Here is a 15,542-nt window from a genome sequence, read left to right as displayed (position 1 = left end):
CATTAACAAAATTATATATTAATCTAAGAAAGGAAGTGAAAATACTGATTTTTTGGTTACAAATGTGTGATGCCTAAAAAGTCAGGAGATATTATGGAAAATGAAAATAAAAAATTAAAAATTGGGATTATAGGTTGCGGTGGTATTGCAAATGGCAAGCATATGCCAAGCTTAGCAAAGATATCACAGGTTCAGATGGCAGCATTTTGCGATATTAAAAAAGAAAAAGCGGAAAAGGCAGCAAAGGAGTTTGGCACAGAAGATACTAAAGTTTATGAAGACTATAAGGAACTGTTAAAGGATAAAAGCATTGATGTTATTCATGTATGCACACCTAACAGATCTCATAGCTTTATAACTGTGGATGCACTGGAAGCTGGAAAACATGTAATGTGTGAAAAACCAATGGCAAAAACTACAGAAGAGGCAAGAAAGATGCTGGAAGCAGCAAAACGTACTGGTAAAAAACTTACTATAGGGTACCAAAATCGTTTTAGAGGAGATTCAAAATATCTTCACAAGGCTTGTGAAATTGGGGAATTAGGAGAAATATATTATGCAAAGGCACATGCTATAAGAAGGAGAGCAGTTCCGACCTGGGGGGTATTTCTCAATGAATTTGAACAAGGGGGAGGTCCATTAATAGATATAGGAACTCATGCTCTTGATTTGACCTTATGGATGATGGACAATTATAAACCTAAATATGTAGTGGGTAATATATATCATAAGCTTGGAAGTAAAGAGAATGCCGCAAATGCATGGGGCCCTTGGGATCCAGCTAAATTTACCGTAGAGGATTCAGCTTTCGGATTTATAACCATGGAAAATGGAGCAACTATAGTTTTGGAATCAAGTTGGGCAATAAATAGCCTGGATGTTGGAGAAGCTCAAACAACTCTTTGTGGAACAGAAGGAGGAGCAGATATGTCAGATGGTCTTAGGATAAATGGAGAGAAGTTTAGTACATTATACCAAACCAAAGTGGAACTGGATGCAGGGGGGGTTGACTTCTATGATGGAGCTTCGGAGGACCCTGCAGAGCTTGAGGCAAGACAATGGGTTCAATGTATTTTAGAAGATAAGGAGCCTGTGGTAAAACCAGAACAGGCATTGGTAGTTACTCAAATACTAGAAGCAATATATGAATCAGCTGAAAAGGGAGAACCGATTTACCTTAACAATTAGAATATAGAAGAAGTATGTTTTATGTGTTTATTAATGGAACTGTAATTATACAGTATCAAGGATAAAACAGCTTCGGATTTCAAGAGTTCAATAATAAAATCCGCAGAATAGGTTGTGAGAATCTAAAAAAATTAGTAGAAGGAGTGTTTTAATATGTATATAGGTTTATTAACAGTAAGTCTTGGAAGTATACCACTTAAGGAGAAAGCAAAATGGGCAAGTAAGCAAGGCTTTAAGTCACTTGAGGTTGCATGCTGGCCGGCATCTAATGGCAGAGATTATTCAAGCTGTGATATAGATGTTGATAATTTTACTGAAAAGGAAGCTGAGGAAATTAAGGAATATTTTAGAGAATATGGGCTGACAATTTCTTCACTAGCTTATTATGATAACAATTTAGATCATGACATAAATAAAAGAACTAAGATAAATAATCATTTCAAAAAATGTGTTGATGCTGCAGTACTTCTTAAAGTTCCAGCAGTTGGAACTTTTATTGGAAGAAATATAGATAAGACTATAGAAGAAAATCTTGATGAATTTCAGGTAGTGTTTAGCGATTTAGTTAAGTACGCTGAGGACAGAGGAATAAAGGTAATAATTGAAAATTGTGCAATGCCTGGCTGGCAGATAAAGGGTATACCGGGAACCATATCTTATTCACCAGAGCTTTGGAGAGAAATCTTTAAAAGGGTTCCAAATAAGAACTTCGGGCTAAATTATGATCCATCTCATCTACATTCAATGCTCATGGATTATATCAGTCCAATTAAAGAATTTAAGGATAGGATATTTCATACTCATGCAAAGGATGCTGAGGTATTTGAAAACAGATTAAAAGAATATGGTGTGTATAATAAACAGCTAAATGTGAACTTTGAAGATTGTGGATACTGGAGGTACAGGATGCCAGGTCTTGGACAGATTGATTGGAAGAGTTTTATAGATGAATTGAGAAAAATAGGTTACGATGATGTTATAAGTATTGAACACGAAGATCCACTTTATGAAGGCAGCGAGGAAAAGGTAAAGGAAGGCTTGTTTTTGGGAATAGAATATCTTAAAAAATTGGTGTAACTTAATTTGGGAGATGATTATATGAAAATATTTAAGGCAGCTATCATTGGATGCGGTAATATATTTCCTATGCATGCGCAATCGGTAAAGGCACTGGAGAATGCCGAAATTGTTGCCGTGTGTGATTTAAAAGAGGATAGGGCAAGAGAAAAAGCCAATGAATTTAATTGCAATTTCTATACTGATTATAAAGAAATGCTAAACAAAGAGGAGATAGATGTAATTCACATTTGTCTTCCTCATTATCTTCATGCTGAGGTTGCCATATATGTTGCAAAGTTAGGTAAGCATATACTTACAGAAAAGCCTATGTCAATAAAGCTGGAGGATGCAGAAGCAATGATTAAAGCTGCTAAGGATAACAAGGTTACATTGGGTGTTATATTTCAGAATAGATATAATCCTGGCTCTCAATTAATAAAGAAAACTCTTCAGTCTGGCGAGCTGGGCAAAGTACTAGCAGGAAAGCTTGAAGTTACTTGGAACCGTTCAGATGAGTATTACAGCCATAGTGAGTGGAAAGGCACCTGGGAAATGGAAGGCGGCGGAGTTATAATAGATCAGGCCATTCACACCATGGATTTAATGAGGTGGTTTGTAGATAGTGATATAGACTATATAGATGCCAATATAAGTAATAGAGCTCATGAAATAATACAAGTAGAAGATTCTGCTGAAGGAGTTATAAAATATAAGAATGGAGTAGTAACAGCTTTTCACGCTATAAATTATTACACCTATGATGCACCAGTGAAAATAGAAATTCACTGTGAAAAGGGTATTGCAAATATGATAGGAGATCGTGCACATATAAAATTAAAAGATGGCAGAGAATTCATTGCAGATGATAATCCAGAAGATGTTTTTCATTACGGAAATGGAACAAAGGGATATTGGGGAACAAGTCATAAAAAGCAGATAAAAAACTACTATGATGCTATAAGTTTAGGAATACAACCTGATATTACAGGTGAGGAAGCAATAAAAACTCAAAAAATGATATGCAGTATCTATGAATCCGGTAAAAAGAGGGTTAAAATAGAATTATAATAAAGAATTTTTGGAGGGAATATGCAAGGTAGCCTTGAAAAGACTGTATTGGAATCAGACTTTCCATTTAGACTGTTTTTTAATGATGGGTATATGAGTACTCCACATCATTGGCATGAGGATATTGAAATTATATATATTGTAGAAGGCAGTGTTAAAGTGGGGGCAGGTAATCATATATATAATCTTATGGTTGGAGATATACTTATTATAGGTTCAGGAGAAGTGCATTATTTCTTTAAACAAATGGAACTTAGTAAAAGAGCAGTTATACAATTTAGAATGTCTATATATGATAATTTTATTTCAGGAACCAAGAATACAAGGTCTATAAAGTTAATGTTTATTAAGTCTCAGAGGTTTACAAAGAAAAGTGAAATTTATAATTTAATGGAAAGCCAGATAAAAGAACTTATTCGTGAAAACAGTGAAGCTAAGGAAGGTTATAAGCTTATTTTAAAGGCCCGGTTATACGATTTAGCAGGTATATTACTGAGATATATGCCTAAAATTGAGTATTCACTGGAAGAGAAAAGTCGTCAAAGGGAAAAATTACAAAAACTTGATAGAGTATTTCAATATGTAGATAAAAATTATGAAAATCATATTGATTTAGAGCAGATTGCAAAAGTTGCAGGTTTCAGTAAGTATTATTTCACAAGATTTTTTAAAGAGAATACTGGTATGACTTTTTTAGATTATCTAAGTAATTTTAGAATAACCAAAGCCGAATGGTATTTAATGGATAAAACAGATTCTATTATAGAAGTGGCGTACAAGTCAGGCTTTAATAGTGTTAAAAGTTTTAATCGCGTATTTAAAGAGTTAAAAGGTTGTGCTCCTATGGAATATAGAAAAAATGTAAAATAGATAGCATTATAAGAAGTAATCCTTAAAATTTATTTCTGGATATAAATTTTAGGGATTACTTCTTTTTATGAGTATTGTTAAAATTAATGATATAATTTAAATTATAATATAGAATAAGCAAATAGTTTAAGATTAACAATATAAAGTTACTAAGGTGATATATATGAATAGAGATTTATTGCTTCAAATATTTAATGAGAATACCAGCGGAAAAAATCATTCTAAAGGAAAAAGAATTATAGACAATGATTTAGTTTCCTCTATAGATATAAAAAATGTAGATGATATTATCAGTGTACAGGGTAATGTTATTTCAGAAAATCTATTTAGTGAGTATAAAACACAAATTGAAATGTATGCAGTGAATAAAAGTATAGTTTCAACTTACTGTAGTTGTAAAGATTATGAAAACAATGAATTCAAAGAAAATTATTGTTGTAAGCATTTAGTAGCCACTTTTTATAAAGCTGTAGATGAACTAATAAGTAATCCTCTTTTAAAGGACCCAAAGAATGAGAGTGTTTTTCAGCCTAAATATGCTGAGGATACTTTAGATGTGCTTTTAGGCAATGAAAAAGGTAAGAAAGAAGTAAAGATAGAGGTATATGTAAACAGAGATATGTGGAATCATAGTATTTCAGCAGAATTTAGAATAGGACTAAGTTCTATGAGCTCAAATAATCTCTATGTTTTAAAGGATATAAGCCAGTTTTTAATGGCTATTTACAATAATGCACCTATAACCTATGGAAAAAATTTTATTTTAAGCATGGGTGAAAATAAGTTAAGTACAAAAGATAAGGGTCTTACTGATTTTATACAAATGCTTATAAGTATTAATGGATCTCTTGGGAGAGCTAATAAAATAAGAAAATCCAATATTGATGGGAAGTATATACATGTACCAGATTATTTAGTTAGAGAGTTTTTCCAAGTAGTAAAAAGGCATAGAGTCTATTTAAATGAAGGTTTCTTATATAGATGTTTTGAAACGGAGATATTAGACAGTGCACCACCTATAGAATTTGATTTAAAGATGATTAAAAAAGACTATGTACTTAAATTGCCTAGCGGTATGCCTATGGCACTAGGCTCAAGAGACAATGTGTTCTTTCATGGAAGTACTGTTTATTTACCGGATTATGAATACTGTAATAAAATAAGACCCTATCTTACAGTGTTTAATGAGGCAAATGTGGTAAAACTACCTAGTGACAAAGAGGATACTATTCTTAGAAATTTAATACCAAATCTTAATTATTTATCAGAGGATGTAACTCTGTCTAAGGAAATAAAAGATAAAATTGTAAAAGAAAAATGTGAGTTTAACTTCTATTTTGATAAAGAGGGAAAAGATATTACACTTACTACAAAGGTTAAATACGGAGCTTTTGAGTTCAATATATTTGGAGATTGCAGTGAGAAAGTAATATATAGGGATTCAAAAAAAGAAATAGAGATTATAGGTTTACTAAGAAGGTTAGGCTTTGAGGAAGTAGAAAATAAATTCTATCTTCTATGGGGAGATGACTACATATTTAGATTCTTTAAAAGTGAAGTTGAAAAGCTTCAGAAAGTAGGATCGGTATTTTATTCTGAAAACTTTAAAGGGATTAAGTCTCTTGGTAATAAAAATATTAGTGGAAACATTAAAACGGGAAAATACAATTATTTTGAAATGGACTTTAAACTGGGAGATATACCACCTAAGGAAACTACTGCTATTCTAAGAGCTTTTAGGGATAGTCTTAAATACTATAAACTTAAAAGCGGAGAGTATCTTGATTTAGAAGAGTTGGAACTTAAAAAGTTTTTAAAGCTATTAGATGTGGTATCACCTAAGAATATAAAAGAAAATTTTATTGAAATACCTAAAAATAAAGGTATTTATTTAGATAAATACTTGGAAGAAAATAAAATTAGATATATTAAAGGTAAGCCAGAGCTTAAAAAGATAAGAAATAAACTAAGCAAAATAAATAGTCTTAGCTTTAAAGAACCTAAGGAGCTAAAGGGGGATCTTCGGGAATATCAAAGAGTAGGTTATAATTGGTTTAAAACATTAGAGTATTTGGGCTTTGGAGGAATACTTGGAGATGAAATGGGACTTGGAAAAACCTTTCAAGCTATTACATTTTTATTATCCAATAAGGGTAGTAAGTCTATAATTGTAGTACCTACCTCACTGGTATATAACTGGACTAATGAATTTGAAAAATTTGCACCTACTATGAAGGTAGTAGCAGTTAATGGAGCTAAAAAAGAAAGAGAAGAGTTAATAAAAAATATAGATAAATACGATTCTATTATAACTACGTACAATCTTTTAAAAAGAGATTTTGAAATGTATAAATCTATAAAATTTAGCTATTGTTTACTGGATGAAGCTCAAAATATAAAAAATCCACATTCTCAGAATGCGCTAACTGTTAAAAAAATAAATGCAAATACCAAGTTTGCATTGTCTGGAACTCCTATAGAAAATTCTGTTATGGAGATGTGGTCCATATTTGATTTCGTTATGCCAGGTTATCTATATGATGAAAAGAGATTCAGTGTAAGGTATTATAAAAAGCTTAAGGAAGAGCCAGAAGTTATTGAAGATTTGAATAGACTTATAAATCCATTTATTTTGAGGAGAAAGAAAAAGGATGTTATAAGGGAGTTGCCGGATAAAATAGAAAAGACTATGATGATTAATCTAGAAGATAAGCAGAAAAAAATCTATGGAACTTATGCAAAACATGCTGTAGAGCTCATTGAGAAGAAGGTAAAAGAAGATGAATTTAAAAATAGCAAGATAGAGATTCTTGCTTACATTACAAAGCTTAGACAGCTATGCCTTGATCCTTCTGTGGTAATGGATGATTATACCGGAAGTAGTGCAAAGATAGAGGCACTGGCAGAACTATTAACTCAAAGCGTAGATGAAGGACACAGAATACTGGTATTTTCTCAATTTACTTCAGTACTTAAAAATATAGCAAAGAGAATAGATGTAGAGGGAATAGACTATAGTTATTTAGATGGATCAATAACTTCAAAAAATAGAATGACTATAGTGGAAAGTTTTAACAAAGGAGAAAATTCAGTTTTTTTAATAAGTTTAAAAGCTGGAGGCACAGGACTAAATTTAACCTCAGCAGATGTAGTAATTCACTTTGATCCTTGGTGGAATCCAGCTGTAGAAGAACAGGCTACAGATAGAGCTCACAGAATAGGACAGAAAAATGTAGTAGAAGTAATTAAATTAGTGGCAAAGGGAACTATTGAGGAAAAGATTATAACTCTTCAAGAAGAGAAGAAGAAGCTTATAGATAGTTTACTTGGAGAAGACCTTTCTGGTGGTCATGGAATTACTGCATTATCTGAAGATGAAATTGTAAACTTATTTAGGTGATATACAATTTTAACTGATAATACTACAGATGAATTATCATATAGCAGTGGCTAGTCATTGTTGTATACTTCATCTAAACTTAGAGTGAGTACAAACTCTGGCTAAGTAAGTTCACTGATAGATGAAGATTAATATAAAATAACAAACTAATTAATCAGGAAAAAAGAGGAGACAATTTTTGTATGAGAATAAATAAACTTCTCAGTAATTTAGGCTATTGCTCTAGAAGAGAAACTAATAGGCTTATAGAAGAAAATAGAGTAACTGTAAATGGAGGCCTCTGTATACCTGGGCAATGGGTAGAATTAGAGGACAATATATTTATTGATAATAAGCCTATTCCTGTAAAGGATAAGACATACATTGCATTAAACAAACCAGTGGGAATTACTTGTACTGCGGCAAAGGAAGTAAAAGATAATATAATAAGCTTTATGAACTATCCAGAATATATTTTCCCTGTGGGTAGGTTAGACAAAGCTTCACAGGGATTAATACTAATGACTAATGATGGAGAGCTGGCAAATAAAATTTTGAAATCAGAAAATGAACATGAAAAAGAATATATAGTAACTGTAGATAAACATTTTAATGACGATTTTATTGAGGGAATGAGTCTAGGCGTAGATATTGGTGGTATTAAAACAAGGACTTGCATAGTTACAAGAATTACAGAGGATACTTTTAAAATTATTATTACTCAAGGACTTAATAAACAAATTCGTAGAATGAGTAGAAGCTTTGGATATACAGTGGTGAAGCTTAAACGTATTAGAATTATGAATATAAATATTGAGGGCATAGATATTGGCAAGTGGCGTAAGCTTACAGAGGAAGAAATAAAAGAATTAAAAAATAAATAAAAAAACATTATTTTTTTCTTGACTTATGAAAAAGGTGATGCTATAATGAGTTATAGCTTAAATGAATCGTAATTAATGTAACACGCACATTTTTCAATTAGTATTATAGTTTTATAGTATGTTGATATCGAAATTTTGTTGGTGTATTATTACAAAGAGTTTAAGAAAAATAAAATTTCGGAGGTACACATTCATGAATGGTACAGTTAAATGGTTTAATGCACAAAAAGGATTTGGATTTATTACAGGAGAAGACGGAAAAGATGTTTTCGCACATTTTTCACAAATAAATTCAGATGGTTATAAATCACTTGAAGAAGGCCAAAAAGTTGCTTACAACGTAGTTGAAGGACCAAAAGGACCTCAAGCTGAAAATATCACTGTTCTTTAATTAGCAGATATTTTAACCCCTTAAAGATATAATCTTTAAGGGGTTTTTTGATGCGCAAAATTTAATAAGTACTCACTATACTACTTTCACATAAAATATAATTATAAGGATAATTAGGGCGGTGAGTAAATGAAAATAGGAATTGTTGGTGGAATTGGTCCAGAATCTACAGTGGATTATTATAAAAGTTTAATATACAAGTATCAAAAGATAAAAACAGATGGAAGCTATCCTAAAATAATTATCGATAGTATTGATATGAAGGAAGTTCTAACTCTAGTTTCAAATAAAGAATGGTATAAGCTTGTAAATCTTATAGTAAATTCTCTTAATAATCTATATATGGCAGGAGCAACTATCGGAGTTATATCCTCGAACACGCCACACATAGTATTTTATAAAATAAAAAAGCTTTCACCTATGCCTGTTTTAAGTATTGTTGAAGAAACTCGAAAAAGGGCTAAGGAGATGAAGCTCAAAAGACTGGCACTTCTTGGAACACTTACTACTATGGAAGAACCCTTTTATAAGGACAGTTTCTTAAAAAGTGCAATAGATATTGTTGTACCAAGAAAGGCCGAGAGGGAATATATTCAGCAGAGAATATTTACTGAGCTGGAAAATGGAATTATTAATAGAAGAACGAGACAAGGATTTTTAAGCATAATCAATAGAATGAAAAAAGAGGAGTCCATTGATGGAGTTATACTAGGTTGTACTGAAATCCCCCTTATATTAAAGGATAGAGATCTGAATATTCCATTTTTGAATACGGTACAAATACACGTAGATGGAATTATAGAGGAAATTAGAAAGAATGCTGAATTTTAAGTGGAAAGTCCACAAAATATATATCTAAATTCTTATCTTTAGATTATAATTTATAGTATAGATTTTACGTTTTACCATAATTGATATGGGAGGTGCCATGCTTTGGGATTGGAAACTCAGGAATATTATAGAGAAGCAAGTAAAATAGGAAAAAGGGAGTATTCATCACAAGGTGGACTTGAATTTCTTGATGAAAAGTTGAAAGATGAAGAAATAGTTTCTAATGTGGATTTAGGTATTCTTGATGTACCTTTAAAGAAGATAGTGGGAACTTATTCCCAGTCTAGAAGCACTGCTTTTTCAAAAGGATTTATGCCAATAATGGATAAAGAATCAGAATTTAGAGATAAGTGGATAGCTTTATGTGACAGTCATTTGGAAGAGGGTATAAATCAACCAATTAAGGTTTATGAATATCTCAATTATTTCTATGTAATTGAGGGAAATAAGAGAGTAAGTGTACTAAAGTTTTTCAAGGCATTTTCAATAAGAGCACAGGTTATAAGACTTGTACCTAAGAAAAAGGAAAATGACGTAACAAATGCTATATATTATGAGTTTCTGGATTTCTATAATAAAACAAAATTGAATGAAATATGGTTTACAAAAAAGCACAGTTTTTCTAAGCTTATGACTATGTTAGAGACTTATAATCCAAAGCTTTATTTGGAGGATGATAAATATAAGCATTTTAAAAAATTTAAATATGATACATTTAGAGAATTATATCTTAAAATGGGGGGAGGAAAACTTCCAATAACCACAGGAGATGCTTTTCTTGAATATATATCATTGTATGGTATAAATGATTCCTTAGGAAAAGTGAAGGTTACTAAAAGGTTAAAACAGCTTATTAAGGAGTTAGCTCATTTTAAAGATAAGAATGTAGAAATTCAAACAAATTCTCGAAATGATTCTACGAGAAAGCTTGCAGGTATACCAAATCTAATAAATATTTCAAAAAAATTAAAAGTAGCCTTTGTTTATGCTAGAACTATTAAAACTTCTGGTTGGACCTATGGACATGAACTTGGTAGAAAATATGTAGAGGATAAACTCTTTAATCAAATTACTACAAGTTATATTCAGGATGTACCAGAAAATGCTTTTGATTATGAATATATAAAATCTCTGGCAGAAGAGGGTAATAATGTTATTTTCACTACTAGTCCTATATTTAGAAATGCCACATTAAAATGTGCCATGGAGTATCCTAATATTAAATTTTTCAATTGTTCAGATGACAGTCCCTATGAGCATATGAGTTGCTATTTTGGAAGAGTCTATGAGGCTAGATTTTTAACTGGAATGATAGCGGGAACTATGACAAGGACAAATATAATAGGATATTCTGCAACCAGTCCTTCTTCAGAAGTAATCTCCGGTATTAATGCTTTTGCATTAGGAGCTAAGATTGTGAATCCTTATTGCAAAGTAAAAGTAGCCTGGACTAGAGAGTGGAATAGTCATGAGAAGTTTACAGATGTGGAGGAAATTCTGCTAAATAAAAATTGTGATATTATTTCTAATAGAAATCTTAAAGTTGCTAGAGATGAAACTGAAAAGTTCGGTGCGTACTCTATGCTATGTAGTTTTGGTAATGGAAGCAAAGAACCAGATAAATATTTAGCAGCTCCTATTTGGAATTGGGGAGTATACTATGAAAAAATATTAAATAATATACTGAATGAAAGCTTTAAAACTATGGTTGATATGTTTAGCTCAAGTTCTAGATTGATTAATTTCTGGTATGGTATGTCTGAAGGAGTTGTGGACTTATACTATTCAAAGAAATATGTACCTATAACTGTGCAAAAACTTGTGGAAGCTATGAAAAAAATGATTGTGTCAGGTGAATTTAATCCATTTGAGGGACCGGTTTATGACAATAGTGGAAAGCTTAGAATTGAAGAGGATCAGTATCCTAATCCATATGAAATTCTTAATATGAAATGGTTTGTGGATAACGTAGAGGCAGAGAAATATATAGAAGAATAAATTAACTGAAGAGTTAAAAATTACACCCCTGGGGTGTAATTTTTTCCATTTATTCTTAACCTTTCAACTAAATTATTCACTGCAGTAGGGTAGTCCACTTTTAATATTCTAGAATATAGTATTCATAGGCATTGATAATTGTAGTGTTTTTATATATGGTTGTTCTTGGTTTTTTACCATAATTCATATGAACATGACCGTGAAGAAAATACTTTGGAGAATATTTATCTAAAAGCTTATTAAAGCATCTATATCCTTCATGACATAAATCGTTATCATCATTAATTCCACTGGCAGGTGCATGAGAAACCAGTATATCAAAACCTTTTTTTAAGAATAGATTAAAGCTTAGTTTATTTATTCTTTTATTCATTTCGCTTTCTGTGTACAGAAATGGACCATTCTTATATTTCATGCTGCCGCCAAGTCCTAGAATTCTTATTCCTTTGTATACCACAAGTTTATCATCTATACATTCACAACCACCGGGTGGATTCTCAATATAATTATGATCATGATTTCCATGAACATATAAAACTGGTACATGAATCATAGTAGCTAAATAACTTAGATAACTTGAGTTTAGATCTCCACAAGATATGACTAGTTCTATATCTTTAAAAGTATCTTTAGAAAAGAAATCCCAAATATATCTAGACTCTGCATCTGAAACTAAAAGTATTTTCATATAAAACCCTACTTTCTAGTAATTCTTATATATAACCTTTACATAACTAATTATATCATAATCTTTATGAGTAAGAATACAGAATAAGAAGAGATTTTAAAAATGTTGGCGTTTACATAGACTACACTTACTTATTTAGTGAAAACGCTTTAACATGAAATTACGGTAAACATTCCATAAATACCTAGAAATATATAATATATATGATATATTATAATATATATTGTATAAGGCACATTCAAATAAATAACTAGTCAGTATGCTAGTCTATTTTGAATCCCACCACGTCAATAGAACCCTCAGATAGCTCACTATCTGAAGAACCTATTTCCTTGTAGGCTTCAAAATATACGTCGCATCTTTGACTTACTATTTATTTTCATATGCCTAAGATTAAGCTAAAAATAAATTGTTATAAGATGGTGAAGGCTTTGTTAATAAGTAAATTGAATTGGATTGTTAAAGTTGCTGCTATTTTAGTTATATACTCAGTAGTTTTCTTTGCACTTAAAATAATATTTAGTGATATAAAAAAAGGTAATAAAAATCAGGGGGATTTAGAGAATACATTTGTTTATAACAAAAATCTGGCTAATAAAGATGAAGAATCTCACGAAGCAGTGTATTCACCTATTATTGATAAGCTTATTATAATGTGGAGATACATAGAAAATAATTATAAAAAATATTTAAAGAGAAAAAAATCCTCCATTGATACCGAAAACATAAATAAACAAAAAGACAAATATTATAACAAAATAATATATGCACCCATTACTGGCAAGCAGCATAAATTCTATCATAATCGTCTTTTTATGCATCTAGTTCTGGTATTAATAATTACATTAGCACTTATTGTATTTTTCATTATAGAGTTTAAATTTCCAATCAAACTTATAATGATTATACCTGCATTTATATTTTTTTATTATTTATGTAGATTACACTGCTATCTTTCACCTTTTACCTCAAACGTAAAAATACTTAAGCGTCGTATAATTTATGTAAATGAAGATAATAGTGAAGAAGTAGTTTCACCAGTTCAGGGTATTGTTACATATGTAAAGGAAGATGAAAATAGTGTAGAGATAAAAACATCCTTTGGTATTGCTATATTTATTGCTATAAAGAATGTAAAAGAAGTTAATATACTTGTAAATGAAGAAGATAAAATAAGTTTAGGACAACAGTTATTTCAGTTTACTAAGGAAAATGAAAAAGTTCCTGAAGTAACTTTCTATGTAGGAACTAATAAACCATATAAAATAAAGTTTATGAAGAAATTGAACTATGGTATGGTGAAACAAAATAGAGCTGTATTTTTGGTTGCATGTAATATAGGTGAAGAAGACCCTATACTTAGGGATGGTGATGTAGTTTCCATTACTTCCTGTATTTATGGTGATAATGAATTTAGCAGTAAAATAGTAGCGGCTAACTTTGAAAATTGTGGATTCCTAATGGCAGATAGTAATAATATGGGTAGCTGGGAAAAGTTTTTAGTTGTGGCTCAAAACAATGGTACTGTGGCATTAAAGGCTTTGGAAAACGGAAAATATGTTAGTGTTGATTTAGAGAATGAGGCTAAACTAATAGCTAAAGGTAATGATATTGATCTCAGTGAAAAATTTGTCTTTATATGGCATGAACAGGGGGCTTACTCAATTATAGCTTCAGCTAATAATAAAATTGTCACTACAGATTTTAATATGAAAGGTTCTTTAGTGGCAAGCAGTGATTGCATAAGTACCTGTGAAAAATTTCTTATATGGAAGCATTAATTAAGCAAAAGCTAGAGCTTGGTATAGAGTTATACTTAAGCTCTAGTTTTTTATACACAATAGAAATAATAATATAAAAGACTATTGAAATAATAATTACAAAGATAAATTAATTGATTAAAAGCTAATAATAAGATATCGGGAATATAGTACCTTGTAAAAATTTATGGTAAAATCAAAATACAAATAAGTTTTGTTATTTAGAGAATTGTGAGAGTAAGTGGAAAAGGACATCAATGATAGATAAAATTCTAAAAAGAAAGTTGAGGTGAAAAATCCTGATTTTGTATAGAGAATAGAAAAGATTAGCAGTACTATTAATTTGTCTAATGTTTAGAAATCAGGTATATTATGAGTAATCTAGAGGATAAGAATAAAGAAGCAGTTTATAACTTTGATAAAAATGATATGATATTGAGGGATTTTTTAGCTGCTGACAGAACTGCACTGGCTAATGAAAGGACCTTACTGTCATATATAAGAACTGGCATAAGTTTAATAATTATATCTATCTCACTGATAAAATTATTTGATGATACTTTTACTTATGTTTTAGGTATAATTTCTGGGGTAGTAAGTATTATACCTATAGTTTTAGGGATATATAAGTATAGAAAAATGAATAAAAAACTGAGTAATGTATTATATAAGTAGTCAATCAATAGATAAAGGAAACTTAGAAGAATATTATTAATTGTTAGTTAGCCTTAGGACTGTAACTAGCTTATGCTAAGTGATAAAATAAAAGATAGAAAGGAGGGATTTTCATGAAGGTAAAGAGACTAACTCTATCAGCTCTATTTATAGCTATAGGTGTTTTAGGGGGAACTGCCATATACATTCCAGTTGGAGTATCAAAATGCTATCCCATACAGCATGCAGTAAACGTGCTGGCAGCAATAATACTTGGACCATTTTATTCTTTAGCCATAGCATTTTGTATATCTCTATTGAGAAACTTTATGGGTACAGGCTCTCTATTAGCTTTCCCAGGAAGTATGATAGGAGCATTTATTGCAGGTATACTGTATATGAAATTTAAGAAACCTGTTGCAGCTGCTATAGGAGAAGTTTTTGGAACAGGAATACTTGGTTCTCTTGTGGCAGTTCCTATAGCCAATCTTATAATGGGACAAAATGTAGGTGCTTTTGTATATATTATTCCATTTTTACTTAGTACTACAGGTGGAAGCATAATAGCTTATGTGATTATTAAGGCACTTCAGAATAAGGTGAGAAGTGTGATGAAGGGTATCTGATTGTGCTACATATTAGAGTCATGAATGATTTTTCATGACTCATTTTTTGCGTACAAATGTTTTAAAAATTTCTCAATGATAATTTATTTCATTAATTTTACACATTTATAGTTATAAATGTCATATATCATAATATAATTATACAG

The 15,542-nt window shown here is 30.8% G+C and carries 13 protein-coding genes; 12 read left to right on the top strand and 1 reads right to left on the bottom strand.

Features of this window, described 5'->3' with window-relative positions; translation table 11 throughout:
* The first annotated feature begins 93 nt into the window (after window positions 1-93).
* From RH99_RS09165 to RH99_RS09125, 9 genes are all read left to right on the top strand, one after another.
* On the top strand, window positions 94-1,188 hold the full coding sequence (locus tag RH99_RS09165) for a Gfo/Idh/MocA family protein (protein ID WP_010236875.1): 1,095 nt from the start codon (window positions 94-96) through the stop codon (window positions 1,186-1,188).
* 153 nt (window positions 1,189-1,341) lie between these two features.
* Complete coding sequence (locus tag RH99_RS09160; RefSeq protein ID WP_010236873.1) at window positions 1,342-2,265, top strand: sugar phosphate isomerase/epimerase family protein; 924 nt, start codon at window positions 1,342-1,344, stop codon at window positions 2,263-2,265.
* A gap of 21 nt (window positions 2,266-2,286) precedes the next feature.
* Complete coding sequence (locus tag RH99_RS09155) at window positions 2,287-3,315, top strand: Gfo/Idh/MocA family protein (protein WP_010236871.1); 1,029 nt, start codon at window positions 2,287-2,289, stop codon at window positions 3,313-3,315.
* Window positions 3,316-3,336: 21 nt separating this feature from the next.
* On the top strand, window positions 3,337-4,185 hold the full coding sequence (locus RH99_RS09150; RefSeq protein WP_010236869.1) for an AraC family transcriptional regulator: 849 nt from the start codon (window positions 3,337-3,339) through the stop codon (window positions 4,183-4,185).
* 163 nt (window positions 4,186-4,348) lie between these two features.
* Entirely contained in the window at window positions 4,349-7,585 is a 3,237-nt protein-coding gene (locus RH99_RS09145) for a DEAD/DEAH box helicase (RefSeq protein WP_010236867.1), read from the top strand.
* Between the two features lie 182 nt (window positions 7,586-7,767).
* Window positions 7,768-8,448 carry a 23S rRNA pseudouridine(2604) synthase RluF gene (locus RH99_RS09140; protein WP_010236865.1) on the top strand — a complete coding sequence of 227 codons (681 nt, stop codon included), beginning with the start codon at window positions 7,768-7,770 and terminating at the stop codon, window positions 8,446-8,448.
* Window positions 8,449-8,641: 193 nt separating this feature from the next.
* On the top strand, window positions 8,642-8,839 hold the full coding sequence (locus RH99_RS09135) for a cold-shock protein (RefSeq protein ID WP_010236862.1): 198 nt from the start codon (window positions 8,642-8,644) through the stop codon (window positions 8,837-8,839).
* A gap of 129 nt (window positions 8,840-8,968) precedes the next feature.
* Window positions 8,969-9,670 carry an aspartate/glutamate racemase family protein gene (locus RH99_RS09130; RefSeq protein ID WP_010236860.1) on the top strand — a complete coding sequence of 234 codons (702 nt, stop codon included), beginning with the start codon at window positions 8,969-8,971 and terminating at the stop codon, window positions 9,668-9,670.
* Between the two features lie 102 nt (window positions 9,671-9,772).
* A complete protein-coding gene (locus tag RH99_RS09125) occupies window positions 9,773-11,668 on the top strand; it encodes a BMP family ABC transporter substrate-binding protein (RefSeq protein WP_010236858.1) in 1,896 nt (631 codons plus the stop codon).
* A gap of 100 nt (window positions 11,669-11,768) precedes the next feature.
* Here the strand turns inward: RH99_RS09125 and RH99_RS09120 are convergent, their stop codons facing one another.
* Window positions 11,769-12,356, bottom strand: coding sequence for a metallophosphoesterase family protein (locus tag RH99_RS09120; RefSeq protein WP_010236855.1), 588 nt, complete (start codon window positions 12,354-12,356; stop codon window positions 11,769-11,771).
* 422 nt (window positions 12,357-12,778) lie between these two features.
* Between RH99_RS09120 and RH99_RS09115 the strand changes: the two genes are divergently transcribed.
* The 3 genes from RH99_RS09115 (at window position 12,779) to thiW (ending at window position 15,396) form a co-directional block, all read left to right on the top strand.
* Complete coding sequence (locus tag RH99_RS09115; RefSeq protein ID WP_243441477.1) at window positions 12,779-14,137, top strand: fascin domain-containing protein; 1,359 nt, start codon at window positions 12,779-12,781, stop codon at window positions 14,135-14,137.
* A gap of 351 nt (window positions 14,138-14,488) precedes the next feature.
* Entirely contained in the window at window positions 14,489-14,791 is a 303-nt protein-coding gene (locus RH99_RS09110) for a DUF202 domain-containing protein (protein WP_010236852.1), read from the top strand.
* A 113-nt stretch (window positions 14,792-14,904) separates the two neighbouring features.
* The gene (thiW, locus tag RH99_RS09105) at window positions 14,905-15,396 is read left to right on the top strand and encodes an energy coupling factor transporter S component ThiW (protein ID WP_010236849.1); all 492 of its coding nucleotides are present in this window, start codon (window positions 14,905-14,907) and stop codon (window positions 15,394-15,396) included.
* Window positions 15,397-15,542: the final 146 nt, after the last annotated feature.

Origin of the sequence: Clostridium arbusti SL206, assembly GCF_000246895.1 — a bacterium.
Taxonomy (GTDB): Bacteria; Bacillota; Clostridia; order Clostridiales; family Clostridiaceae; genus Clostridium_I; species Clostridium_I arbusti.
The sequence above is the reverse complement of the archived record's forward strand: the minus strand, read 5'-3'. Positions and strand labels throughout refer to the sequence as shown.

Excerpts from the sequence above, each read along its gene's own strand:
- RH99_RS09165 (WP_010236875.1), top strand. The coding sequence starts at position 94 with ATGGAAAATGAAAATAAAAAATTAAAAATTGGGATTATAGGTTGCGGT.
- RH99_RS09160 (WP_010236873.1), top strand. The coding sequence starts at position 1,342 with ATGTATATAGGTTTATTAACAGTAAGTCTTGGAAGTATACCACTTAAG.
- RH99_RS09155 (WP_010236871.1), top strand. The coding sequence starts at position 2,287 with ATGAAAATATTTAAGGCAGCTATCATTGGATGCGGTAATATATTTCCT.
- RH99_RS09150 (WP_010236869.1), top strand. The coding sequence starts at position 3,337 with ATGCAAGGTAGCCTTGAAAAGACTGTATTGGAATCAGACTTTCCATTT.
- RH99_RS09145 (WP_010236867.1), top strand. The coding sequence starts at position 4,349 with ATGAATAGAGATTTATTGCTTCAAATATTTAATGAGAATACCAGCGGA.
- RH99_RS09140 (WP_010236865.1), top strand. The coding sequence starts at position 7,768 with ATGAGAATAAATAAACTTCTCAGTAATTTAGGCTATTGCTCTAGAAGA.
- RH99_RS09135 (WP_010236862.1), top strand. The coding sequence starts at position 8,642 with ATGAATGGTACAGTTAAATGGTTTAATGCACAAAAAGGATTTGGATTT.
- RH99_RS09130 (WP_010236860.1), top strand. The coding sequence starts at position 8,969 with ATGAAAATAGGAATTGTTGGTGGAATTGGTCCAGAATCTACAGTGGAT.
- RH99_RS09120 (WP_010236855.1), bottom strand. The coding sequence starts at position 12,356 with ATGAAAATACTTTTAGTTTCAGATGCAGAGTCTAGATATATTTGGGAT.
- RH99_RS09110 (WP_010236852.1), top strand. The coding sequence starts at position 14,489 with ATGAGTAATCTAGAGGATAAGAATAAAGAAGCAGTTTATAACTTTGAT.
- thiW (WP_010236849.1), top strand. The coding sequence starts at position 14,905 with ATGAAGGTAAAGAGACTAACTCTATCAGCTCTATTTATAGCTATAGGT.